Source organism: Caballeronia glebae (assembly GCF_001545035.1).
GTDB classification, from domain to species: domain Bacteria; phylum Pseudomonadota; class Gammaproteobacteria; order Burkholderiales; family Burkholderiaceae; genus Caballeronia; species Caballeronia glebae.
Window position 1 is genome coordinate 75,879 of sequence record NZ_FCOJ02000004.1, and the last position, 25,592, is coordinate 101,470.

Annotated in this window: 13 protein-coding genes and 1 pseudogene; 12 read left to right on the forward strand and 2 right to left on the reverse strand. The window is 64.5% G+C overall.

Going from position 1 to position 25,592, the window contains the following annotated elements:
• Positions 1-65: 65 nt before the first annotated feature.
• Positions 66-935 (reverse strand): annotated as a pseudogene (locus AWB82_RS04145) (LysR family transcriptional regulator); the annotation flags it as partial.
• 46 nt (positions 936-981) lie between these two features.
• On the opposite strand from AWB82_RS04145, the gene AWB82_RS04150 reads away from it, so the two are divergent.
• From AWB82_RS04150 to AWB82_RS04185, 8 genes are all read left to right on the forward strand, one after another.
• A complete protein-coding gene (locus tag AWB82_RS04150) occupies positions 982-1,752 on the forward strand; it encodes a transporter substrate-binding domain-containing protein (protein WP_086965884.1) in 771 nt (256 codons plus the stop codon).
• A 10-nt stretch (positions 1,753-1,762) separates the two neighbouring features.
• Complete coding sequence (locus tag AWB82_RS04155) at positions 1,763-2,887, forward strand: succinylglutamate desuccinylase/aspartoacylase family protein (RefSeq protein ID WP_086965885.1); 1,125 nt, start codon at positions 1,763-1,765, stop codon at positions 2,885-2,887.
• A 140-nt stretch (positions 2,888-3,027) separates the two neighbouring features.
• Complete coding sequence (locus AWB82_RS04160) at positions 3,028-3,918, forward strand: alpha/beta fold hydrolase (RefSeq protein WP_086965886.1); 891 nt, start codon at positions 3,028-3,030, stop codon at positions 3,916-3,918.
• A gap of 176 nt (positions 3,919-4,094) precedes the next feature.
• Entirely contained in the window at positions 4,095-9,908 is a 5,814-nt protein-coding gene (gene uvrA / locus AWB82_RS04165) for an excinuclease ABC subunit UvrA (protein ID WP_096031414.1), read from the forward strand.
• Complete coding sequence (locus AWB82_RS04170) at positions 9,898-10,317, forward strand: ACT domain-containing protein (protein WP_086965888.1); 420 nt, start codon at positions 9,898-9,900, stop codon at positions 10,315-10,317. The genes uvrA and AWB82_RS04170 overlap by 11 nt, the downstream gene beginning before the upstream one ends.
• A 47-nt stretch (positions 10,318-10,364) precedes the next feature.
• Complete coding sequence (locus tag AWB82_RS04175) at positions 10,365-11,609, forward strand: DUF445 domain-containing protein (protein ID WP_235023171.1); 1,245 nt, start codon at positions 10,365-10,367, stop codon at positions 11,607-11,609.
• A gap of 623 nt (positions 11,610-12,232) precedes the next feature.
• Entirely contained in the window at positions 12,233-14,197 is a 1,965-nt protein-coding gene (locus AWB82_RS04180; protein WP_086965890.1) for an amylo-alpha-1,6-glucosidase, read from the forward strand.
• Between the two features lie 60 nt (positions 14,198-14,257).
• Entirely contained in the window at positions 14,258-16,996 is a 2,739-nt protein-coding gene (locus AWB82_RS04185) for an MGH1-like glycoside hydrolase domain-containing protein (RefSeq protein ID WP_086965891.1), read from the forward strand.
• A gap of 14 nt (positions 16,997-17,010) precedes the next feature.
• On the opposite strand, the gene AWB82_RS04190 is transcribed toward AWB82_RS04185, so the two are convergent.
• A complete protein-coding gene (locus AWB82_RS04190) occupies positions 17,011-19,326 on the reverse strand; it encodes an FdhF/YdeP family oxidoreductase (protein WP_086965892.1) in 2,316 nt (771 codons plus the stop codon).
• 151 nt (positions 19,327-19,477) lie between these two features.
• On the opposite strand from AWB82_RS04190, the gene AWB82_RS04195 reads away from it, so the two are divergent.
• The 4 genes from AWB82_RS04195 (at position 19,478) to AWB82_RS04210 (ending at position 25,327) form a co-directional block, all read left to right on the forward strand.
• Complete coding sequence (locus AWB82_RS04195; RefSeq protein WP_086965893.1) at positions 19,478-20,929, forward strand: aminotransferase-like domain-containing protein; 1,452 nt, start codon at positions 19,478-19,480, stop codon at positions 20,927-20,929.
• Entirely contained in the window at positions 20,926-21,192 is a 267-nt protein-coding gene (locus tag AWB82_RS04200; protein ID WP_086965894.1) for a helix-turn-helix domain-containing protein, read from the forward strand. The genes AWB82_RS04195 and AWB82_RS04200 overlap by 4 nt, the downstream gene beginning before the upstream one ends.
• A 203-nt stretch (positions 21,193-21,395) precedes the next feature.
• On the forward strand, positions 21,396-23,069 hold the full coding sequence (locus AWB82_RS04205) for a ShlB/FhaC/HecB family hemolysin secretion/activation protein (RefSeq protein ID WP_086965988.1): 1,674 nt from the start codon (positions 21,396-21,398) through the stop codon (positions 23,067-23,069).
• A 47-nt stretch (positions 23,070-23,116) separates the two neighbouring features.
• Entirely contained in the window at positions 23,117-25,327 is a 2,211-nt protein-coding gene (locus tag AWB82_RS04210) for a two-partner secretion domain-containing protein (protein ID WP_086965895.1), read from the forward strand.
• Positions 25,328-25,592 lie beyond the last annotated feature (265 nt).

Below are 25,592 nucleotides of genomic sequence, written 5' to 3' on the forward strand. Positions count from 1 at the left end.
CATCGTCGCGAGGGCGTGAGCGGCACGCCCGCGCGTCGTAGCAGGCAGACGGGCGTTTTCGCGGCGCGTTCGACGATCGGCACGATCTCGACATGCTCGCGGAAGAACGGATGCCCGGCAAGGCTCGCGGGTTCGAGCCCGAGATAATCGCTCGACGCAATGCAATGCAGCGTGTCGAAGACCGCTTCGGTCGTCGCGGCGACGCGCGGCGGCGCGAGCTTCGCGTGCTCGAAAAGCGCCGATAGCTTGTTGCCGGGCGTGCTGCCGCCGCGTTGCCGCGTGCTGACCCACTCGGCGTCTTGCAAGCCGGCCAGCGTGCGCGAACGTGCGAGCGGATGACCACGCCGCGCGATCACCGCGACCTCGGAATCGAAAAGCGGCGTCGTCTCCATGTCGTGGATGTCCGCGTCGCGCGCAATGAGCGCGAGCGCGAAATCGAGACTGCCGTCGCGCACCCACGATGTCAGCATGCGCGACGTCGCGCTCGTCAGATGCACATTGATGCGCGGACAGCGCTCCCGATAGCTCGCGAGCAACGCGGGAAAGAGCCGCATCGTCGCTTCGGCTGCGAGTCCCAGCGCGACGCGGCCCGTCAGGTCGCCGCGCAACTGGCGCATCTCGTCCTCCGTCTTGCGGCATTCCCCGACGATCAGTTCGGCGCGCACGCGCAATCTTTCGCCGATCGGCGTGAGCCGCGCGCCGCGCACGTCGCGTTCGAAAAGCGGTCCGCCCGCCAGCGCTTCGAGCTTCTGCAACTGCTGCGTGATGCCGCTTTGGGCGATGTCGAGTTGTCGCGCGGCGGCGCGCACGCTGCCCGCATCGGCAACGGCGACGAACATGCGCAACTGCGTCAGAGTCAGATCCACGCTCGGCGTCTCCGTCGGATGATCTCGAAAAGTGATCATGATAAGCAAAACGCCTCTTTTTGCGAGCATTTTGCGCCCGTACTATCGGTGGCCATATTCAGGAGACACCGCTTTCATGCTCAGACTCAGCTCACTCTTGCTGGCCGCCGCGCTCGCCGCCGCCGCGCCGGTTCACGCGAAAGACGCCGACACCTTGCGCCTCGGCATCGACCCCGGCTATCCGCCGATGGACGTGAAGACGCCCGACGGCCACGTCGCGGGCTTCGACGTCGATCTCGGCGATGAAATCTGTCGCCGTATCGCGATGCGCTGCCAGTGGGTCGAGCTTGAGTTCTCGGGGATGATTCCGGCGCTGCAGGCGCGCAAGATCGACGGAATCATGTCGTCGATGGCGATCACCGACAAGCGCATGAAGCAGATCGCCTTCTCCACCAAGCTGTTCCAGTTCCGCTCGCGGCTGATCGCGAAGCAGGGCGTGCCGCTCAACGCGAGCGCGCAGGGCTTGCGCGGCAAGCGCATCGGCGTGCAGAGCGGCAGCCAGTTCGAAACTTATGCGATGAAGAACTGGCAGCCGGGCGGCGTCGAAGTCGTGGCGTATCAGAGCGTGGACGGCGTGCTGAACGACCTGAGCGCGGGACGTATCGACGCCGCGCTGCTCGGCTCGGTCGAAGCGGAGCACGGCTTTCTGAAGACGCCGCGCGGCGTGGGCTTCGCGTTCGTCGGCGAGCCGTTGTCGATGGGCGATCACGGCGTCGGCATGGGCTTGCGCCAGGACGACGCAGCGCTGAAGGCGAAGGTCGACAAGGCCGTGGGCGACATGCGCGCCGACGGCACGTATCAGAAGATCGCGCGCAAGTATCTCGATTTCGACGTCTACGGAGACTAAGGATTTATCGATGCAAACGAAATGTCATCCGCTCGTGTCGACTACGCTCGGCACGTCGCGCGAACTCGTCAGCTTTCATTTCGGCGATGCCCGAAAGGGCGAAACGATTTATCTGCAGGCTTCGCTGCATGCCGATGAAACGCCCGCGATGCTCACCGCCTGGAGTTTGAAGCAACGTCTCGCCGCCCTCGAAGCCGAAGGCCGCGTGCGAGGCGAGGTCGTGCTGGTGCCGGTGGCGAATCCCATCGGCCTGTCGCAGCACGTGCTCGGGCAATTCCTCGGGCGCTTCGAGGCGAACAGCGGCCACAACTTCAACCGCAATTTCCCGATGCCGTCCGCCGCCGCGCTGATCGAACGCGTGAGCGCGCGCTTCTCGTCCGACGACGCCGCGCACAACGCGCGTCTTCTACGCGGCGCGCTCGTCGACCTGCTCGGCGAAACGCGCGCGAAAAACGAGTTCGAATCGCTGCGGCTCGCGCTGCTCACGCTGGCGTCGGGAGCCGATGTGGTGCTCGATCTGCATTGCTCGCTCGAAGCGACCATGCACATTTACACGAGCCCCGCGAGCTGGCCCGCGATCGAGCCGCTTGCGCGCTATCTCGGCGCGAACGGCGTGCTGCTGGCGACGGATTCCGGCGGTCAGTCGTTCGATGAGGTTCATACGCTGCTGTGGAACGAGGTCCGCGAGCGTCTGGGCGAAAAGACGCCGCTCGGCGCGCCGAACGTCGCGGCGACGATCGAGCATCGCGGGCAGCGCGACGTCGATTACGACACCGCGTCGCACGATGCCGACGCCATCGTCGATTATCTGATCGCGCGCGGCGTGATCGAAGGCCAGGCGAAGGACGCGCCCCCGCTCGCGCAACCCGCCACGCCGCTCGCGGGCAGCCAGCAACTGACGGCGCCGGTGAGCGGGATCGTCGTGTACCGCGCGAAAGTGGGCGCGCGGCTGAAAGCGGGCGAGCCGGTGTTCGATATCGTCGATCCGATCAGCGACGCGGTCACGACCGTCAAGACGACCAACGACGGCGTGTTCTACATGCGCCGCGCGATCCGCTTCGTGTACGCGGGTGCGCCGATGGGCAGGGTCACGGGTGAAAAGGCGATCCGCAGCGGGGTGCTGATCGGCGCGTGAAGACGCACGAGACGCACGAGACGCACGAGACGCACGAGCCGCACGAGCCGCACGAGCCGCACGACATGCGCCGCTCACCACGCCGAGCGCGCATTTCCCTTGCTGGCTAGAATGACTCTTCCCTTTCGAGGAGTCTCGCCATGCTGGACTTCGGACGCCACGCGCGCACGCCCACGCTCGAAATTTCCTACGCCGATTCCGGTCCCGCCGACGGTCCCGTCTTGCTGCTGATTCACGGCTGGCCGGACGCGGCGCGCGCGTGGAACGCCGTGTCCGCGCGGCTCAACGACGCGGGCTATCGCACCATCGTCCCGGAGTTGCGCGGCGCGGGCGGCACGCGTTTTTTGCGCGACGACACCGTGCGCGACGGCTCGGGCGTCGCGCTCGCGCAAGACGCTGTCGATCTCGCCGATGCGCTCGGCATCGCGAAATTCGATGTCGTCGGCCACGATTGGGGCGCGCGCGCCGCGTACACGATGTCCGCGTTGTTCCCCGAACGCGTGCGTCGCATGGCGGCGCTCGCGCTTGCTTATCAGCCGCGCGGCGTTTTCGAATTGCCGGATTTTCCGCAGGCGCGGCGTTTCTGGTACCAATGGTTCATGTCCCTCGACGGCGGCCCGGACGCGCTCGCCGCCGATCCCAAAGGCTTCGCGCGCATTCAGTGGGACACATGGTCGCCGCCCGGCTGGTTCGACGAAGCCGAATTCACGACGACGGCGCGCGCATTCGAGAATCCCGACTGGGTGCCGATCACGCTGAATGCGTATCGCCGGCGCTGGCGCGGTGATCAGCCGTCCGACCCGGCGCTCGCCCAACTGTATGCGCGGCTTCCTACGATCGAACGCATCGGCGTGCCGGCGCTGATGGTTCAAGGCGGCGCGGATGCCTGCGACGAACCGGCGATTTCGGAAGGACAGGCGCACTATTTCACGGCCGGATACCGGCGCGTTGTCATCGATGGCGCGGGGCATTTTCCGCTGCGCGAGGCGCCGGACGCGGTCGCGCAAGCAGTGATCGCACATCTTGCATAGCGGGCGGGCAGGCGAGCGTCTTGCGAAGCACCACGGACAGTCCTGACACGTTTGGCGACAGATACTGTATGCGTGTACAGTACTGTTCGCAGGGGCGGACGCACGCTTCCGAACACTCGCGCGAGCTCGCCCACGGCTTCGAGAAAGCCGCCTAACTTATTGAACCGGTTGAAAAATTGGCATCGAACAACGCAATCCGAATTCGCGGCGCACGTCAGCATAACCTCAAGAATCTCGATCTCGACCTGCACACGGGCCAGATGACGGTCGTGACCGGCCCGTCCGGGTCCGGCAAGTCGAGCCTCGTGTTCGACACGCTCTACGCGGAAGGCCAGCGGCGCTACGTCGAGACCTTCAGCGCGTATGCGCGTCAGTTTCTCGACCGGATGGACCGTCCGCAGGTCGATCGCGTGGACGGCGTGCCGCCCGCCATCGCCATCGACCAGACGAATCCGGTGCGCAGCTCGCGCTCGACCGTCGGCACGATGACCGAGCTGAACGATCATCTGAAGCTCTTCTACGCGCGCGCGGCCGAGCTTTTCGACAAAAAGACGTCGCACCGCGTGCGTCACGACACGCCCGAAACGATCTACGCCGAACTGCTCGAACGCACGCGCGCCGACGATCCGCGCCTCGCGATCACGTTCCCCGTCGAATTGCCCGACACCGCGAGCGACGAGGAAGTCGCGCAATGGCTCTCCGCGAGCGGCTATACGCGCGTGCAGGCGAAGCGCCACGTGCAGACGGCGTCCGGCGCGCGGCAGATGCTCGATGTCGTCGCGGATCGTTTCCGCTTGCAGAATATCGAGCGCTCGCGCGCGCTGGAGGCGATCGAAAGCGCTTTGCTGCGCGGCACCGGTCGCGTCGATGTCTATGTGCTGAAGGACGAGGCCGAGCCGGAAATCTGGCGCTTTTCCACCGGTCTGCATAGCCCTGAAAGCGATCTGCGCTACGCGGACCCGCAGCCCGCGCTGTTCTCCTTCAACTCCGCGTATGGCGCGTGTGAAACCTGCCGCGGCTTCGGACGCGTGATCGGCGTCGATTACGGCCTCGTCATTCCCGACGAGAAGAAGACGCTGCGCGACGGCGCGGTCAAAACGCTGCAGACGCCCGCGTGGAAAGAAAATCAGGACGATCTCGTGCGCTACGGCGCGAAGGCGGGCATTCGTCTCGGCGTGCCCTGGAAGGATCTCACGCAGAAGGAACGCGACTGGGTCATCAAAGGCTCGCCGGACTGGACCGGCAAGTGGCAAAACCAGTGGTACGGCGTGCAGCGCTTCTTCGATTATCTGGAGTCGAAGGCGTACAAGATGCACATCCGCGTACTGCTGTCGAAATATCGCAGCTATACGACGTGTCCCGTGTGCGCCGGCGCGCGCCTGAAAACGGAATCGCTGCTGTGGCGTCTCGGCACGAAGGAACAGGCCGACGCCGTGCTCTCGCCGCAAGATCGCTTCATGCCGGAAGGCGTCGACTGGACGCGCGCGCAACTCGAAGCGCTGCCGGGCCTCACGGTACACGATCTGATGCTGATGCCGATCGAGCGCATCCGCCGCTTCTTCGATTCGCTGACGCTGCCATCGACCTTGCTCGACGAGGCGCTCAAGCTGCTGCACGCGGAAGTGCGCACGCGTCTGAAATATCTCTGCGATGTCGGCATCGGTTATCTGACGCTGGATCGTCAGTCACGCACGCTGTCCGGCGGCGAAGTGCAGCGCATCAACCTGACGACCGCGCTCGGCACGTCGCTCGTGAACACGCTCTTCGTGCTCGATGAGCCGAGCATCGGCCTGCATCCGCGCGATCTGAACCGCATCGTCGAGGCGATGCATCGTCTGCGCGATGCGGGCAACACGCTCGTCGTCGTCGAGCACGATCCTTCGGTGATGCTCGCGGCCGACCGTCTCATCGACATGGGACCGGGACCGGGCGAGCGCGGCGGGCAGATCGTCTACGACGGCGCGCCCGGCGACATTCAAGCCACCGACACGCTGACCGGCGCGTATCTCGGCGGGCGCAAGCACGTGGCGCACGCGTCGAACTGGAATCGCCGTATCGTCGATGCGAACACGCCGCGCCTCACGCTCGAAGGCGCGAGCGATCACAACCTGCGCGATGTCACGGTCGATATCCCGCTGCAATGTCTCGTGTGCGTGACCGGTGTGTCCGGCTCGGGCAAATCGACGCTGATTCAGGACGTGCTCGCGCCCGCGCTGATGCGTCATTTCGGTAAGGCGACGGAAGCGCCCGGCGCGTATCGCGATCTGAAGGGCGTGGAGCATCTGAGCGACGTCGTGTTCGTCGATCAGTCGCCGATCGGCCGCACGGCGCGCTCGAACCCGGCGAGCTATGTCGGCGCGTTCGATGAAATCCGCAAGCTCTTCGCGAAGGCGCCGCTCGCATCGCAGCGCGGCTATAGCGCGAGCATGTTCAGCTTCAACTCGGGCGATGGCCGCTGCCCGACTTGCGGCGGATCGGGCTTCGAGCACGTCGAGATGCAATTCCTGAGCGATGTCTATCTGCGTTGCCCCGATTGCGACGGACGCCGTTATCGCGCGGAAGTTCTCGAAGTGAAGATCGAGCGCGGCGAGCGTCAGTTGAGCGTCGCCGATGTGCTCGAACTTACCGTCAGCGAAGCGGTCGCGCTGTTTGCCGAAGACAAGGAAGTGCTGCGCGTGCTGCAGCCGATCGTCGATGTCGGTCTCGAATACGTGAAGCTCGGCCAGCCCGTGCCGACGCTGTCGGGCGGCGAGGCGCAGCGTCTCAAGCTCGCGGGTTTTCTGGCGGAAACGTCGCAAACGAGCAAGAGCGAAAGCCGCCTTTTCATGTTCGACGAGCCGACCACCGGCCTGCATTTCGACGACATCGCCAAGCTGATGCAGGCGCTGCGGCGTCTGCTCGAACGCGGTCATTCGCTGATCGTCATCGAGCACAATCTCGATGTGATTCGCGCGGCCGACTGGATCGTCGATCTCGGTCCCGAAGGCGGCGATGGCGGCGGGCAAGTGGTATGCGTCGGCACGCCGGACGACGTGGCCGCATGCGAGCAATCGCACACGGGCCGCGCGCTGATCGACTACGAAGAAGCGATGGCGCCGGGCGCGGCGGAGAAGCGCGCGGGCGTGCCGTTGCAACTGGCGGCGGAAGTCGCGAGCGCGCGCCGTGCGCTGCAAGGCGAGGACGTCGTGCGTATCGTCAATGCGCGCGAGCACAACCTGAAATCGCTCGATGTCGATATTCCGCACAACAAGTTCAACGTCGTGACGGGCGTGTCCGGCTCGGGCAAATCGACGCTCGCGTTCGATATTCTTTTCCACGAAGGCCAGCGTCGTTATCTCGAATCGCTGAACGCTTACGCGCGCTCCATCGTGCAGCCCGCCGGCCGCCCCGAAGTCGATGCCGTGTATGGCATTCCGCCGACGGTCGCGATCGAGCAGCGTCTGTCGCGCGGCGGACGCAAGTCGACGGTCGCGACGACATCGGAAGTCTGGCACTTCCTGCGTTTGCTGTACGTGAAGCTCGGCATCCAGCATTGCATCCATGACGGCACGCCGGTGCAGGCGCAAAGCTCGGAATCGATCGCCGCGCAGATCTTGCGCGACTTCAAGGGACAGCATGTCGGACTGCTCGCGCCGCTCGTCGTCAATCGCAAGGGCGTGTACACCGATCTCGCGAAATGGGCGAAGGCGCGCGGCAACACGCATCTTCGCGTGGATGGCGAGTTCCTGCCGGTGAGCCCGTGGCCGAAGCTCGATCGCTTCCGCGAACACACGATCGAATTGCCCGTCGCGGATCTCGTCGTGTCGGCGGACAACGAAGCCGAATTGCGGCGTCGGCTCGACGACACGCTCGAAATCGGCAAGGGCGTCATGCATCTTTGCGCACCGCTCGATGAACTGCACGGTTCATGGCAAGACGGCGCGCGCCGCGGCAAGGAAGCAACGCGCGTGTTCTCGACCAAGCGCGCGTGCCCGGTTTGCGGCACGAGTTATCCCGAGCTCGATCCGCGCATGTTCTCGTACAACAGCAAGCATGGCTGGTGCAACACATGCGTCGGGACCGGCGTGAAGCTCACACGCGAACAGCGCGCCGCGTTCGACGACACCTTGTTCGCACAGGACGATCGCGGCCGCGAGCAGAGCATCGGTTCGGTGGATCAGGAGCCGGACGATATCGTCGATCAGCCGTGCCCGGATTGCGAAGGCACGCGTCTGAACGAGGTCGCGCGCGCCGTCACGTTCGGTAACTATCCGATCACGGAAGTCGGGCGCTGGACGGTCAGCGACACGCGCGAGTGGATTGCATCGTTGAAGCTCAAAGGCCGCGATGCGGATATCGCGCGTGACGTGGTGAGCGAAATCGAAGGCCGCTTGCAGTTTCTCGAAGAAGTCGGGCTCGGCTATCTGAGCCTCGATCGCGCCGCGCCGACGCTTTCCGGCGGCGAAGCGCAACGCATCCGGCTCGCGGCGCAACTCGGCAGCAACCTGCAGGGCGTGTGTTATGTGCTCGACGAGCCGACCATCGGACTGCATCCGCGCGATAACCTCATCCTGCTGTCGGCGCTCAGGAAGCTGAACGACAAGGGCAATACGCTCGTCGTCGTCGAGCACGATGAAGACACGATTCGCAGCGCGGACCACATCATCGATATCGGGCCGGGCGCGGGCAAGCGCGGCGGCACGGTGGTCGCGCAGGGCACCGTGAGGGACCTCGCGGCGCACAAGGCGTCGCTCACAGGCCAGTACCTCGCCAATCCGATCGTGCATCCGCTGCAGCCGCGCCGCGAAGTGCGCGCGGGCACCGCGAAACGGCCCGCCGTGCCCGAGCGTTGGCTGACCGTCGAAGGCGCGACGCTGCACAACCTGCGCAACGTGACGGCGAGCATGCCGTTGAATCGTCTCGTCGCGATCACTGGCGTGTCGGGCTCGGGCAAATCGACGCTCGCGCGCGACGTGCTGATGACCAACCTGCTAGATGCCGTCGGCCGCTCGGTGTTGTCGTCGCCGGCGGTGCGACGCGCGCGCAAGACGGCGCTTGCCGGCGCTCCGGCAGCGGAGTCCCGCGCCAGCGTGCTTGCGCGCGAAGCGCCGCGTCCGAAGTTCGATGTCGCCCACGCGTGGCAGGGTTGCGCGGGCGTCACCGGTTTCGAGGCGATCGACCGCGTGCTCGAAGTCGATCAGACGCCGATCGGCAAGACGCCGCGTTCGTGCCCGGCGACGTACATCGGCATGTGGGACACCATCCGCAAGCTCTTCGCCGATACGCTCGAAGCCCGCGCGCGCGGCTACACGCCGTCGCGCTTCTCGTTCAACACGGGCGACGGGCGCTGTCCGGCGTGCGAAGGCCAGGGCGTGCGCACCATCGCGATGAGCTTCCTGCCGGACGTGAAGGTGCCGTGCGACGTGTGTCACGGCCAGCGCTTCAATCCGGAAACGCTCGCGGTGACGTGGCGCGGCAAGAACATCGGCGAAGTGCTGACCATGGAGATCGACGAAGCCGTCGAGTTCTTCTCGTCGATGCAAAGCATCGCGCATCCGTTGCAGTTGCTGTGCGACGTCGGCCTGGGCTATCTGACGCTCGGCCAGCCGTCGCCGACGCTCTCGGGCGGCGAGGCGCAGCGCATCAAGCTCGTCACCGAGTTGTCGAAGGTGCGCGACGACATCACGCGACGCGGCCAGAAGCCGCCGCACACGCTTTACGTGCTCGACGAACCGACCGTCGGCCTGCACATGGCCGACGTCGCGAAGCTGATTCGCGTGCTGCATCGGCTGGTGGATGGCGGGCATAGCGTGATCGTCATCGAGCACGATCTCGATGTGATCGCCGAGGCCGACTGGGTGCTCGATCTCGGGCCGGAAGGCGGCGTGAACGGCGGCATGATCGTGGCGGCGGCGGACCCGGACACGCTCGCGACGCATCCGCGCAGTCATACGGGCGCGGCGCTGCGGCCGGTTTTGGGGCGCTCGCGGGAGGCCGAAAATGCTGCGTGATCTCGAAGCGCTGATCGCGTCGATGCAGCCCGAGCTGCAGCCGGGCGTCTACGTGTTCGCGTCGCTGCCGCACGATGCGGTGGCGAGCGGCGCGGGCATCGTCGCGACGTTTCGGGAGCGCGAGGGACTGACGGTCGTGATGGAAGAAGGCGCGGCGCGGGCGGCTGGCGTCGCGCCGCTGTTTCGCGCGGCGTGGATCACGTTGACGGTGCATTCCGACCTCAACGCGGTCGGTTTGACGGCGGCGTTCGCGCGTGCGCTCGGCGAGGCGAACATCAGCTGCAATGTGATCGCGGCGGCGTATCACGATCACATCTTCGTTCCCGTCGAAGAAGGCGAGCGCGCCGTGAATGTCCTTCGAGAATTGCAACGCACTGCTGGTAAGCTTTCGGCCTCACCAAAACCATGAAACCGACATAGATGGAAACGCAGGACAAAGCCGTCGCGCTAAAAAGAATGAAATGGTTCGCCGCCGCGCTGCTCGTCGCGGCGGGCGGCCTGTTCGCCCTCGCCAAGAGCCAGCACGACGCGGGCGCGTGGGCGTGGGTCTCGTCTTTCGCGGAAGCCGCGATGGTCGGCGCGCTCGCCGACTGGTTCGCGGTCGTCGCGCTGTTTCGCCATCCGCTCGGCGTGCCGATTCCGCACACCGCGATTCTGCCGGCGAACAAGGCGCGCGTCGCGGACAACCTCGCCGTATTCGTGCGCGACCGTTTTCTCGGCACGGACGCGCTCGTCGCGCGCGTGAACGCGTTCGATCCGGCGAGCCGTCTGTCGATGTGGCTCGCGGAGCCGAAGAACTCGGAACTGCTGGGCAAGAAGGCGGTGACGGCGGTCGGCCAGTTGCTGTCTTTCGTCGACGACGAGCGCGTCAAGTCCATGTTGTACGACACGCTGCGCCGCCGCGCGGATACGTTCGATCTCGCGAGCGCGGCCGGGAGCGTGCTGTCGACGCTGACATCGGACCGGCGTCATCAGTTGCTGCTCGACGAGGGCCTTAAGCAGTTGGCCGGGTGGCTCGACAAGCCGGAAGTGCAGGAGATGCTCGCGACGCGCATCGTCGCGGTGGCGGGCGAGGAGTATCCGAAGCTCATCGGCATGCTGGGTTTCGTCGGACTGAACGCCGAGGACCTCGGCAACAAGTTCGCGGCCGGACTCGTGCGCGGCGCGAATCAATGGCTGCACGATGTGAGCAGCGATCCGGAGCACGAGCGTCGCCAAGCGTTCGATGCGGCCGTGGAGCGCTTCGTCGAACGTCTGAAGACGGACTCGACGTTCAAGGCGCGCATCGACGAGCACAAGCGCGAATGGCTCGAACGGCCCGAGTTGCGGGATTATGTGAACGGGCTGTGGGACGAGTTCATCGCGTGGCTCGACGCGGACATCCGGCGGCCCGATTCGGCGCTGCATGCGAAGGTCGTGGCGATGGCGGGCGGTTTCGCCGAAGCGCTCGGCAGCGATCCGGCGCTACGCGATTCGATCAACGAGCATATGCGCGATGCGTTGAAGGCACTCGCGCCGGAGTTGCGCGATGGTATCGCGAAGCATATTGCCGCGACGGTCAAGCAGTGGGACGATGCCACGCTCGTGAGGGACGTCGAGTTGAATATCGGGCGGGATCTGCAGTTTATTCGCGTGAACGGGACGCTGGTCGGCGGGGCGGTCGGCATTTTGATTCATGCGGTGACTTTGTTTGTTGGGTGAGGGGTTGGTTGTTTCGTTCTTGTTTTCGCTGGATCGCACTTTCGACGTTGCCCCGGTTTCACGAATCGCATAGCTGACGCCATCAGGCCGCTTGCTCTTGCCAGCAACGTAGCCAGCATGGCGATTCAGCGCCCCTCAATGATCCTGATTCAATCCCTCTGTTAAACGCGAAGACTGGCGCGGCCGGGATTCGCGTTCCCGGCCGCTCATTTTTCGCCTGCTTCCGTGGCAGTGTTTAAGCCGCCAACACCCGCTAAGTGGTACAAAACAATTGATTCCGCGGCGGCTGCCTTCGCGGGAAGTCACGGCTATCGTCAAACGATGATCAAAACCTGGCAAATAGGCCTCCGAAATGGGTGCTAGAATTGGCGCTCTCGCTTATCAGGCAAGGCTTTACATGGTCTTCGGAGCGCACTTGCAAACTGCCCCGTACAGAGGCAACGCGAATTAACCGAAGCGAACACGGGTTCCCGCGAAAGACCAAAGCGAAAAGCCAAAAGCGAACAAAGCCGCGCAAGCACAGATGGCCAACGCCAACAACGATCGCCGCCGATACAGCGCGATCCAGGCACGGGAAGCACGTCGCTCAAGGGTTATCGCCAAAAAGCGCAAGAGGGGAAGCCATGACACGCATCGAAGATAACGAGCACAACGAACAATCGCCGATCGACGCCGCGCGCCTCGAAGACGAATGGCTCGAACCCGACGCCAACGGCGGTTTCGCCTCCGGCACCGTCGGCACGATGCGCACGCGGCGCTATCACGCGCTGCTGCTCAGCGCGACGCAACCGCCCGCGGGACGCGTCGTGCTCATCAACGGCATCGAGGCATGGCTCGACGTCGGCGGCACGCGCTTCCCTCTGACGATGCAGCGCTACGCGCCCGACGTGCTCTATCCGGACGCCCGCGCGAGCCTGCTGTCGTTCGACACGCAACCGTGGCCGACGTGGCGATTTCGGATCGGCGACGATGCCGTCGTCGTCGCGGAAATGCTCGTCGCCAAGGACGTGCACGAGACCGTGCTGCGCTGGCGTCTCGAAGGCGCGGCCACGCAGACCTTCGCCACGGCGCGCCTGCAAGTGCGCCCGCTGCTTTCGGGGCGCGACTATCACGCGCTGCATCACGAGAATCCGGCGTTTTCCTTCGATGCCTCGTTCGAAGGCGAGCGCGTGCAATGGCAGCCGTATTGCAATCTGCCCACGATCTGCGTCACGTCGAACGGCGCCTACGAGCATGCGCCCGACTGGTATCGCAACTTCTGCTATGTGCGTGAACGCGAGCGGGGACTGGATTTCACCGAAGACCTCGCGACGCCCGGCGTGTTCAGCTTCGATCTCACGCGCGGCGAAGCCGTAATGATCCTCCACACGCACGCGGACCCCGACGAGCCGTTCGAAGACAGCGCGCTCGCGCACGCATCGAAGCTGGCCTCGCGAGAAACGCAGCGCCGCGCGGCGTTCGGCTCGCGGCTCGCGCGCTCGGCGGATGCGTATGTCGTGAATCGCAACGTCGGGCGCACGATCATCGCGGGCTTTCCGTGGTTCACCGACTGGGGCCGCGACACCTTCATCTCGATGCGCGGGCTTCTGCTTGCATCGGGCCGGCATGAAGAAGCGGAATCGATCCTGCTCGAATGGGCCGATACGATTTCCGAAGGCATGCTGCCGAATCGCTTTCCCGACAGCGGCGGCATGCCCGAGTACAACTCCGTGGATGCATCGCTGTGGTTCGTCGTCGCCGTGCAGGATTATCTGGCGACGGGTCACGCGCACGCCGCGACAACGAGCAGCCTGCAACGCGCCGTCGATGCGATTCTCGACGGCTATTCGCGCGGCACGCGCTTCGGCATCGCCGTCGATACGGACGGCCTGCTGCGCGCGGGCGTTCCCGGCGTGCAACTCACGTGGATGGACGCGAAGGTGGGCGACTGGGTCGTGACGCCGCGCATCGGCAAGCCGGTCGAGGTGCAGGCGCTGTGGATCAACGCGCTGTCGATTGCGAGCGCGTGGAATCCGCGCTGGCAGGCGTTGCGCGATCAGGCGCGGCTCTCGTTCGCCGCGCGCTTCGTCGATCCGGACACGCACACGCTCTTCGATGTCGTCGACGTGGATCATCAGCCCGGCACGGTCGACCGCTCGATTCGTCCGAATCAGATCTTCGCGGTCGGCGGACTGCCGTTTCCGCTCGTCGATGGCGAGATCGCGCGCGCCGTCGTCGCGCAGGCCGAGGCTCAGCTTCTCACGCCGCTCGGCCTGCGCACGCTCGCGCCGTCCGATCCGGCCTACAAGTCGCACTATGCGGGCGGCGTACTGGAGCGCGACGGCGCGTATCATCAGGGCACCGTCTGGCCGTGGCTGATCGGCCCGTTCGTCGAGGCGTGGGTGCGCGTGCACGGCGCGGCGCAAGTGCGCGAGCGCTTTCTGACGCCGCTCTATGCACATCTCGATCGCTACGGTCTCGATCACATCAGCGAAGTCGCCGATGGCGACGCCCCGCACACGCCCGGCGGCACGCCGTTCCAGGCGTGGTCGCTCGCGGAGCTTTTGCGCATCGAGACACTGCTCGGCGCAGCGTGCGGGTCGGCCTAAAAACGCGCTAAATTACCAGTCTTGTCCGCTATTGCGGACGCAGTCAACCAGGAAACGCCCATGTCGAAGTCGCGCCCCGTGAACCAGCTCGATACCGTCGAGGGCTTGAGGCTCCATTCGCAGGACTGCCCGCGCTGGCAGCGCTGGGGACCGTATCTGAGCGAACGTCAATGGGGCACGGTGCGCGAGGATTACAGCGAATTCGGCACCGCTTGGGACTACTTCCCGCACGATCATGCGCGCAGCCGCGCGTATCGCTGGGGCGAGGACGGTCTCGCCGGCTTCGGCGACGACAAGCTCAACTGGTGCGTCTCGCTCGCGCTCTGGAACGGCTGCGATCCGATCATCAAGGAGCGGCTCTTCGGTCTGACGAACGAGGAGGGCAATCACGGCGAGGACGTGAAGGAGCTGTACTTCTACATCGACGGCACGCCGACGCATTCATACATGCGCATGCTCTACAAGTATCCGCATGCGGCGTATCCGTATGCCGATCTCGTCGATGAAAACGCACGGCGCGGCGCCGACATGGCCGAGTACGAAGTGCTCGACACCGGCGTGTTCGACGACGGGCGTTACTTCGACGTGCAGGTCGAATACGCCAAGCACACGCCCGACGACATCCTGATGCGCGTGACGATCGAAAATCGCGGCGAGGTGTCGGCCGCGCTCGACGTGCTGCCGCAAATCTGGGCGCGCAATACGTGGTCGTGGAAGCCGACGCCGGGGAAGCCGTCGCTGAGGGCGCAGACGGTGCAGGCCGAAGGCACCTACGTGCTTGCCGAACAAGGCGCGCACGAGCCGATGGTCGTCACCGCGTGGTCGCCGGACGCCGACAAGATCGAATGGCTCTTCTGCGAGAACGAGACCAACGTCGAGCGTCTCTTTCACATGGAAGGCCAAGGCCCGTACAAGGACGGCTTCAACGATTACATCCTGCAAGGCAACGAGAACGCGATTCGCCGCGACAAGGGCACGCGCGCGGCCGCGCATGCGCATCTCGAACTGGCGCCGCTCGGCAAGGCCGTGGTGTATCTGCGCTGGCGGCCCGAATCCGCGCCGGACGCCGTGCCGCTCGACGTCGATGGACTTTTCGCGCGCCGCATCGCGGAAGCGGACGAGTTCTACGGCGCGCTGCAGCACGATATCGCCGACGCCGATCAGCGGCTCGTGCAGCGTCAGGCGCTCGCGGGCATGTTGTGGTCGAAGCAGTACTATCAGTTCGACGTGACGCGCTGGCTCGACGGCGATCCGCTCCAGCCGAAGCCGCCGAAGCAGCGACGCTCCGGGCGCGATTCCGACTGGCGGCATCTGTGCAACGCGGACATCGTCTCGATGCCGGACAAGTGGGAATACCCGTGGTACGCGTCGTGGGATCTCGCGTTTCATGCGGCCGCGTTCGCGCTCATCGATCCGGAGTTCGCGAAACGTCAGTTGCTCCTGCTCGTCAAGGACCGCTATCAGCATCCGAACGGCCAGTTGCCCGCCTACGAATGGGCTTTCGGCGATGCCAATCCGCCCGTGCACGCGTGGGCGACGTGGCGCGTCTACGAGATCGACCGCGCCATCACCGGAAAGGGCGACCGCGATTTCCTGGAGCTCGTGTTCCACAAGCTGCTGCTCAACTTCTCGTGGTGGGTGAACCGCAAGGACGCCGACGGCAAGAATATTTTCCAGGGCGGCTTTCTCGGGCTGGACAACGTGGGCATCTTCGACCGGTCGTCGCCGCTGCCGACGGGCGGCCATATCGATCAGGCCGACGGCACCGCGTGGATGGCCGCGTATGCACTCGACCTGATGCGCATCGCGCTGGAACTCGCGTATGCGAACAAGGTGTTCGTCGACATCGCGGTGAAGTTCTTCGAGCACTTCCTATACATCGCGGAAGCGGTGAGCTGCGAGGACGACTGCGACACCGGCCTCTGGGACGGCGAGGACGAGTTCTTCTACGACAAGCTGCGTCTGCCCGACGGAACCAATGTGCCGATGCGCGTGCGTTCCATCGTCGGGCTGATTCCGCTTTTCGCCGTGCATGTGCTGGAGCCGAAGGTGTATCGCTCGCTGCCGGAGTTGCGCGAGCGGCTGCACTGGTTCCTCGAACATCGCACCGATCTCTCGAAGCTCGTGTCGCGCTGGAACGTGGCGGGTCAGGGCAACAGCGTGCTGCTGTCGCTGTTGCGCGGGCATCGTATGAAGGCGTTGCTCAGGCGCATGCTCGACGAATCAGAGTTTCTCTCCGATCACGGCGTGCGTGCGCTTTCGCGGGTGCATCTCGATAATCCGTTCGTCTTCTATCACAACAACGAAAGCTTCGGCATCCGATATCTTCCGGCGGAGTCGGACTCGCGCGTGTTCGGCGGCAATTCGAACTGGCGCGGTCCGGTGTGGATGCCGGTGAACTATCTGCTGATCGAATCGATCCACGAGTTTCATCGCTATTACGGCGACGATTTTCGCGTCGAATATCCGACCGGCTCGGGGCAGAAATTCTCGCTCGCCCAGATCGCCGATGAACTCGCGCGCCGCGTGACCACGCTCTTTTTGCTCGACAAGAACGGCGAGCGTCCCGTGATGGGCGCGTATCCGCAGCTACAGGCCGATCCGCGTTCGCGCGATCTCGTGCTGTTCCACGAATATTTCCACGGCGACAACGGGCGCGGCGTGGGCGCGTCGCACCAGACGGGCTGGAGCGGACTGGTCGCGCTGCTGCTGCATCCGCATGCAACGGGGCCGTCCGGCGTCGTGCCGCTCGCGGGCGAAGCCGATGCCGATATCCAGGAGTTCGCCGGCGCGAAGTAGCGCGCGAAGCGGTTTCAGGCGGCAATGGCCTGACTGGAAGACGTCAGCAACACGGGAATGGACTTCGATGTCGGCGTGCCGGCGCCATCGGCCACCGATGACAACGGCACGAGCGGATTCGTCTCCGGATAATACGCACCGAGACAACCGCGCGGAATGTCGTACTCGACGAGCTTGAAACCGTCCACGCGACGCTCGACGCCGTCGTCCCACACGCTCGTGATATCCACGAGTTCGCCCGGCTCGAACCCGAGCATGTCGATGTCCTCGCGGTTCGCGAACAGCACGCGCCGCTGTCCGTACACGCCGCGATAACGATCGTCGAGGCCGTAGATCGTCGTGTTGTACTGATCGTGCGAGCGCGTCGTCATGAGCGTCATGAGACGCTCCCCGTACAGGGCGCGGGCGCGGTGGATCGGCGTATCGAACGCGATCTCGTGCACGATGAACTGCGCCTTGCCGCTCGGCGTTTTCCAGACGCGCTCGCGCGAGGCCACGCCCAGATGAAAACCGCCCGGCTGCTTCAGGCGTTCGTTGTAACGCTCGAAGCCGTCGAGCACTTTCTCGATGCCGTCGCGAATCAACGCATAGTCGCCCGCCTGCGCGCGCCAGTCGACTTTGGCCGAGCCGAGAGTTGCATGCGCCATGCGCGCGACGATCGCGATTTCCGAAAGAAGATTCGCCGAGGCCGGCTTGTTCATGCCGTACGAGATATGCACCATGCTCATCGAATCCTCGACGGAAACGCCTTGCGGCACGCCGTTCTGAATATCGATCTCGGTGCGGCCGAGCGTCGGCAAAATGAGCGCGTCGCGGCCGTGCACGAGATGGCTGCGATTGAGCTTCGTCGTGATGTGCACGGTGAGGTCGCACGAGCGCATCGCGTCCCAGGTGCGCGGCGTGTCGGGCGTCGCGATCGAGAAATTCCCGCCCAGGCCGATGAACACCTTCACCTTGCCTTCGAGCATTGCGTGAATGGTTTCGACGACGTCGTAACCATGCTCGCGCGGCGGCTCGAAATCGTAGGCGGCGCCGAGCCGTTCGAGAAACGCTTGCGTCGGCTTTTCCTCGATGCCGACGGTGCGGTCGCCCTGCACGTTCGAATGGCCGCGCACCGGGCACAGTCCCGCGCCGCGCCGGCCGATATTGCCGCGCATCATCATCAGGTTCGAGAGAAGCTGGATCGTCGGCACGGAGTTCTTGTGCTGCGTGAGTCCCATGCCCCACGTCGCGATGGCGGCGCGGCCGTTCGCGTAGATATCGGCGAGACGGAGCACATCGTCCATGTCCACACCCGATTCCGCGATGATCGCGTCCCAGCTTTCGGCGCGCAGGTCGTCGGCGAAGGCGTCGAAGCCGACCGTGTGCTGCGCGATGAAATCGACGTCGAGCACGCGCTCGCCGCCGTTCGCCAGTGCTGCATCGTCCAGTTCGATCACGCGCTTCGCCACACCTTTGATCAGCGCGAAGTCGCCGCCCACTTTGGGGCGGATGAACACCGAGCTGATTTTCACGCCCTTCGGCGAGAGCAGGTCGAGCGTGTGCTGCGGACTCGCGAAACGTTCGAGGCCGCGCTCCTTCAGCGGATTGATCGACACGATGGTCGCGCCGCGTTTCGCGCATTCGCGCAACTCGCCGAGCATGCGCGGATGATTCGTCGCCGGATTCTGACCGAAGAGCAGCAACGTGTCGGCGTGCTCGAAGTCGTCGAGCGTGACCGTGCCCTTGCCGATGCCCACCGTGTGCGGCAAGCCACGGCTCGTCGCTTCGTGGCACATGTTCGAGCAATCGGGGAAATTGTTGGTGCCGTACATGCGCACGAACAACTGATACAGAAACGCCGCCTCATTGCTCGCGCGCCCCGACGTGTAGAACGCGGCGCGGTCCGGATCGTCGAGTTTTTTCAGATGCGAGGCGATCAGTTCGAAGGCGTCGTCCCATTCGATCGGCACGTAACGGTCGCGCTTCGCATCGTAGACGAGCGGATCGGTGAGTCGGCCATGCTGCTCCAGTTCGTAGTCGCTCTGAGCCATCAGCGACGACACCGTGTGCTCCTCGAAGAACGCGGGCGTCACGCGCTTGCTCGTGGCTTCGGCGGCGACGGCTTTCACGCCGTTTTCGCAGAATTCGAAGGTCGAGCCGTGCTCGCGGTCGGGCCACGCGCAGCCGGGGCAATCGAAACCGTCGGGCTGATTCTGCTTGAACAACGTCTTGAAGTTGCCGCCCGCCACCTTCTCCTTGACGAGGTTGATGGCGACCTGCTTCAGCGCGCCCCAGCCGGCGGCGGGATGCGTATAGGGTTCGATGCGTTCTTCGGGTTTCTTGAACATGGCGTGTCGGATTGACGCGGATGGCTTGCGATGTTGGAAGCGTACTGTGTTCCGAAACGCCTGCGGCGCACAGAAAATGCGAAATAGAAGGAGTACAGTTGCGGCGTTTTGCCCTAGACTTGACGCATTACCACGCCGGGACGAAAACCACTTGAAGCTCTACGAAAAACTCGCCGACGAAATCGAAGAAGCCGTGCGGCGCGGCGTATTCGCGCCGGGCGAGAAGATCGCGTCGGTGCGGCAGGCGAGCCAGCAGCACGGCGTGAGCATCAAGACCGTGCTGCACGCCTATGCGATTCTGGAGAGCCGCGGCATTCTGGAAACGCGTCCGCAGTCGGGCTATTTCGTGCGCGCGAAACCGCACGCGGGCGCGGCGCACAGTCAACCGAAGCGCGTGATCGCGACCGCATCGGAAGTCGATGTGAGCCGGCTCGTGCTTTCGACCTTGCGCAGCATCCGCGCGCACGACGCCGTGCCGTTCGGCTCGCCGTATCCCGATCCCGAGCCGTTTCCGTGGCGGCGCATCAACCAGTACGCGAACGCGATCGCGCGGCGGCAATCGAGCTGGAACCTCATCGACGATCTGCCGCCCGGCAATCCCGAACTGATCCGCCAGATCGCACGGCGTTATGCGGAAAACGGCGTGCCGGTCGATCCGGACGAGATCGTCATCACGGTCGGCGCGACCGAGGCGATCAACCTGAGCCTGCAGGCCGTCGCGCAGCCGGGCGACACGGTGGCGGTCGAGTCGCCGACCTATTACGCGATGCTGCACGCGATCGAGCGCCTCGGCATGCGCGCGATCGAAGTGCCGACGCATCCGGCGGAAGGCATCGACATCGAGGCGTTGGCGCAGATCATCGGAAGAAGAAAAATCGCCGCGTGCATGGTGATGCCGAACTTCCAGAATCCGCTCGGCTTTCAGATGCCGGACGAACGCAAGCGTCAGCTCGTCGAATTGCTGGGCGCGCACGAGATTCCGGTGATCGAGAACGATGTCTATCACGAGCTTTACTACGGCGATACGCGCCCGTCGACGCTCAAGAACTTCGACACGAAAGGGCTCGTGCTGCATTGCGCCTCGTTCTCGAAGAGTCTGACGGCGTCGTACCGGATCGGCTGGGCAATGCCGGGACGATATCGGGCGCAAGTCGAAAAGCTCAAGTTCCTCAACACGCTGACGACGCCTTCCGTGCCGCAAGTCGCGATCGCGGATTATCTGCGGCAGGACGGCTACGACCGGCATCTGCGACGCGTGCGCAAGCTGTATCGGCAACAGTCGCGCATCATGAGCGCGATGGTCGAGCGGTTCTTTCCGGCGGGCACGCGCACGTCGGCGCCGCAGGGCGGCTACGTGCTGTGGGTCGAACTGCCGGAACGCGTCGATTCGATGCGGCTCTATCGCGCCGCGCTCGACAGCGGCATCACGGTCGGGCCGGGCTATATGTTCTCGACGCGCAATGCCTTCAGCCACTTCATCCGGCTCAACTACAGTTATCCGTGGAACGCGCAGAGCGAGGCCGCGTTGCAGCGGCTCGGCGAACTCGTCGGCGAGATCGGCCAGCGCGCGGGCAAGGACGCGAACATGGGAGAACGCGCATGAGCGATGACATCGATCCGGCGCTCGTCGCCGTGCTGACGCAGTTGTGGCGCGCGCGGACGGAAACGCCAGAGCGCGCGTGGTCGCTCGCGAAGCTTGCGAAACAGTCCGGTTTGCCGATGAGCGCGCTCAGGCGGCAATTGACCGGGCTTGCGGACGCCGGATTCGTCGAAGTGACGAGGAGCGAGGATGGCGCCGGCATCGCACGGCTGAGTGCGGAAGGCGAGGCGTTTTGCCGCGCGCTGTTTGGCGACGGCGTGCGTTGACGGGCATCGCATCAGTTGCACATCACATTTCAACATAGTTGGCGGGTTCATCGACACGCGCTACGTTTCGATGCAAATTGTCCTTTCTGAATTCTTTCTATAGATTTCAAACAGCTAAATCGCTATGCTCCGGCGCTTTCGACTTCACCGCGCCTGCTGTGTATCTTCCGACCAAGACAAGTATCGCCACCGCTGCGTCATTGATGCTGGCCAGCGCCGCGGCATGCGCGGAAACGGCGGCGCCGGCGCCCACGCCAACGCGCGGGTTCGACGCCCAGCGCCTGCAGCAGCAGAACCTGAACGCGACGCTCAACGGCGGCGAGCTCGCGAATGAACTCGTCGATACGGTCCCGCCCGCGCAGACCCGCGATCTCGCACGGCTGCCGGCGGAGCAGCCATGCTTTCCGATCCGCGAAATCGTGCTGCGGGACAATCCGTTCCGAAACCTCGAGCAGATCGTCAAGCCGGCGGAAGGTCAGTGCATCGGTACGCAAGGCTTGAAGATTGTGCAGGACGCGGTCGCCACCGAACTGATCGAACGCGGCTATGTGACCACGCGCGTGACAGTCCCGGCGCAATCGTTGTCTTCCGAACGGCTCATGCTGCAAATCGCGCCCGGGCTTATCGGCGACACACGCAGCAGCGATGACGCGATCGGCGCGCTCGCTACCGTGTTGCCGTTTGCATCGGGTTCGGTGCTGAATCAGCACGCGATCGACCAGGCGCTCGAAACCATCCGGCGTCTTCCGTCGCAGGCGGATGCGCGATTCGATATCGCGCCGGGTGAGTTGCCGGGCGAATCGGATGTCATCCTGTATCCCGGCAGTGGAAAACGGTGGCATGCATCGATCGGATACGACAATGCGGGTCCCGTATCGACTGGCAAGAACGAGGTATCCGCTTCCCTCACCATCGATTCGCCGCTCGGGCTCTACGATCAAGTGCAACTGTACGGGCTCAGCAACGCGGATCGGGGGGCGCCGGGCAAAGGCACTGACGTGGCGGCGACGTCCTACAGTGTGCCGTTCGGCTACGGCATGTTCGCTTTCGACGCAAGTCAGTCCAACACCTTGCAGTCCGTCGCGTCGACCTATGGTCCGATTCAGTACGCGAACATCCAGAAATACGCGAGCGTCCGACTGTCCGCGGTCGTGCATCGCAACGCGCGTTCGCGCACGGAGCTTCGCACACGGTTTTATCGCGCGACCAATGACGTTCGCCTCAACGCCGCGCCGCAGGAAATCAACGCGCGCGATGTCTATGGCTTCGAACTCGGCGCGTCGCATCGGCGTTATATCGGCCGCACGCAACTCGATGCATCCGTCGGCTACACGGGAACCTTGCCCGGAATATCGAAGATGACCGGCTATGTGGTCGATCATCCGGGGCGAGCCGGACGCCAGCAACTGGAAACCGCCAGCGTGAATGCACTCACGCCTTTTCGCATCGGCGGCCAGACGTTCTCGTGGCAGACGAACTGGCGGACGCAGAACGCGCTGACGCCGGTGGCGGCGCCCGACTATTTTACGATCGGTACACGCTTCGCCGTGCGCGGTTTCGACCAGCGAACCACGCTTGCGGCTGAAAGCGGATGGACTCTTTCGAACGAACTCGACTGGTATGCGCCAACGCCGCTTGGCACTCAGGCGCTCTACGCAGGTGTGGATGCCGGACGTGTTCGCGGCCCGACGGCGAAATATCTGGTGGGTAATACGCTGGTCGGCATGGTGTTCGGTGTGAAGGGTTCTCTGGCAAAAAAGAGCTTCTCCTCGTCGAGCGTCGCTTACGACGTCTCGGTGGGCTGGCCGCTCCACAAGCCAGCGGGTTTTTCCGATCGATCGCCAACCATGTTGATGCAGGTCAGCGTGTTGATTTGACGGTCTGTGGTTGAGATCGTAACGGTTTTATAGATATAGGAATACTAATGAAAGAAGTAAAAATGCACCAGAACAAACTGGCGCGCGGCCGCAATGCGCAGCAGGCGTCACTGTGGTTCGTGGCGCGCTCCAGCGCGTTCGCCGCGCTGTGCGCGTTCGGCATGACCCCGATGCTGGCGAGCGCACAGATCGCCGTCGATCCGTCCGCGGCCGCGCGCGCCACGCTCGGCACGTCGTTGAACGGTACGCAGGTCGTCAATATTGTCGCGGCGAACAGGGGCGGTGTGTCGAATAACCTGTTCACCAACTACAACGTCGGCAAGTCCGGCGTGATTCTCAACAACGCGACTCAGGCCACGACGACGCAAATCGGCGGCGCGGTTCAGGCGAACGCGATGCTCGGCAATCAGGCTGCGACCACGGTTGTGTTGCAGGTGACTTCCGGCGCGCCGTCGCAGCTGCTCGGCATGACCGAAGTCGCTGGCCGTGGCGCGAACGTCGTGCTGGCGAATCCGGCCGGCATCTCGTGCAATGGCTGCGGCTTCCTGAACGCACCGCGCGTGTCGCTCGCGACCGGCGCGGCCATTCTGAACAACGACGGCTCGCTTGCGGGCTTCGACGTCAAGCAAGGCCAGATCGCGGTCGATGGCGTCGGTCTGAACGCATCGGGCAGCGCGGTCGATCTGATCGCGCGCGCGATGACGATCAACGGCAAGGTACAGGGCAAGACGATCGATGCGATCGCGGGCGCGAACCGGGTCGACTACGCAACGAAGAACGCCACCGCGCAGGCGGGCACGGGCAGCAAGCCGCAAGTGGCGATCGACGTCCAGTCGCTCGGCAGCATGTACGGCGACGGCGCGGTGCGCATGATCGGCACCGAAGCCGGCGTGGGCGTGCGCGACAACGGCGCGATTTCGTCGCTGAACGGCGCGATCAACCTGTCCGCGAACGGCGACGTGAGCATCGGTGCGCCCGGCAGCATCAAGGCTGGCGCGGATGCGATGATCAACGGGACGAACGTGACGAATGCCGGCAACGTGACGGCGCGCAGCGTTTCGATGCTGGCCACTCAGGCGCTCGCCAACACCGGCACGGTGTCCGGCGACGGCATCGGTCTGGTCGGACAGCAGTCGCTCGTGAACAGCGGCACGGTGAAGGCTGGCTCGAATGCGACGCTCGGCGGCGATCGCGTGACGCTCAACGGCGGCACGGTCACGGCGGACGGCAGCGTCGCGCTGAACGGCCAGACCCTCGTCAACCAGAAAGCCACCGTCAACGCAGGCCAAATGCTGGACGTTCGTGCGAATAGCCTCTCGAACAGCGGCGTGCTGTCGAGCGGCGGCGACGCGCAGATCATCGCGCAGACGAAGCTCGACAACGCCGGCGGTTCGATCGCCGTCGCGCGCAGCCTGACGGTCAACAGCGCCTCGCTCGACAACACGAACGGCAAGCTCGAATCCGCGCACGGTTCGGTCGCGATGCAGGCAGGCCAAATCGTCAACGCCGGCGGTAGCGTGAAGGCCGGCCAGTCGCTGTCGTTTGACGCACAGGACATGGACAACTCGAAGGGTACGATGTCGTCGGGCGGCGACGTGCGCGCCAACGTATCGAGCGGCCTGAAAAATGCGAACGGCACGATCGCGGCGTCGAATAATGCAACGATCGATGTTCAAGGCGCGCTGGACAATGCAGCGGGCGCGATCAAGGCGGGCAACGCGCTGGCCGTCTCGGCGCTCGGCATCGACAACCGCGGTGGCAGTCTGAGCACGGATCGCGGCGCGATGCAGCTTCAGGGTCGCGAGGTCTTGAACGCAAACGGCAAGATCGCTTCGGGCGACGCGCTACGCGTGAATACCGACAACCTGACCAACGACGCCGGTTCGATCGCGGCGAAGCGCAACGCCACGTTCAACGTCGCGAATCGCCTCTCCAACGTCGGTGGTTCGATCAAGTCGGATACGCTCATCGACGGCACGGCAGGTACGCTGGTGAACGACCGCGGCACGATCGCCGCGCCGAACGGCGCGAACATCAGCACGGCGGCCAGCACGAGCGCGGGCGGCAATCAGGGCGGCAGCACGAACCCGATTCCTCCCGCCGCCGGTCAGGCATTCGATCCGGGTCCCGGCTACGTCCGCGTTGCACCGCAGGACTACAATCCGGGCCGCTATCCGCAATCGGGCTTCGTCGGTCCGGATGGCGCCTTCTACTATTACGCCGGAACGAGCATGTCGGTCGCGGGCGTCACGCGCTAAAGGGCAGGCCGGTCATCGCATGATCGGCTGATCCGGAAACAGGCCGCCGAAACGCCATGCGTTCGGCGGCCTTTTGCATCGATCTGCGGCGCGTGCAGCCAATTCGGGGGCGATCGTTCGGGAGCGTGAATGAACACCGCGCTAACTTGATATACGATACGTAGCGGCAAATATCAGCGTTCGCGATTCGCAAGAACGCGCGTATCAAGCTGCCAGATGCAATCGTATGGGCGTCGGCTCAATCGCTGGCGCGCTTCTGGTTTCC

Bases quoted from the DNA above. Each gene is read 5' to 3' on its own strand.
- AWB82_RS04175 (WP_235023171.1), top strand. From the start codon at position 10,365: ATGAAATGGTTCGCCGCCGCGCTGCTCGTCGCGGCGGGCGGCCTGTTC.
- AWB82_RS04150 (WP_086965884.1), top strand. From the start codon at position 982: ATGCTCAGACTCAGCTCACTCTTGCTGGCCGCCGCGCTCGCCGCCGCC.
- AWB82_RS04205 (WP_086965988.1), top strand. From the start codon at position 21,396: ATGCTGGCCAGCGCCGCGGCATGCGCGGAAACGGCGGCGCCGGCGCCC.
- AWB82_RS04170 (WP_086965888.1), top strand. From the start codon at position 9,898: ATGCTGCGTGATCTCGAAGCGCTGATCGCGTCGATGCAGCCCGAGCTG.
- AWB82_RS04155 (WP_086965885.1), top strand. From the start codon at position 1,763: ATGCAAACGAAATGTCATCCGCTCGTGTCGACTACGCTCGGCACGTCG.
- AWB82_RS04210 (WP_086965895.1), top strand. From the start codon at position 23,117: ATGAAAGAAGTAAAAATGCACCAGAACAAACTGGCGCGCGGCCGCAAT.
- AWB82_RS04160 (WP_086965886.1), top strand. From the start codon at position 3,028: ATGCTGGACTTCGGACGCCACGCGCGCACGCCCACGCTCGAAATTTCC.
- AWB82_RS04200 (WP_086965894.1), top strand. From the start codon at position 20,926: ATGAGCGATGACATCGATCCGGCGCTCGTCGCCGTGCTGACGCAGTTG.
- AWB82_RS04180 (WP_086965890.1), top strand. From the start codon at position 12,233: ATGACACGCATCGAAGATAACGAGCACAACGAACAATCGCCGATCGAC.
- AWB82_RS04190 (WP_086965892.1), bottom strand. From the start codon at position 19,326: ATGTTCAAGAAACCCGAAGAACGCATCGAACCCTATACGCATCCCGCC.
- AWB82_RS04185 (WP_086965891.1), top strand. From the start codon at position 14,258: ATGTCGAAGTCGCGCCCCGTGAACCAGCTCGATACCGTCGAGGGCTTG.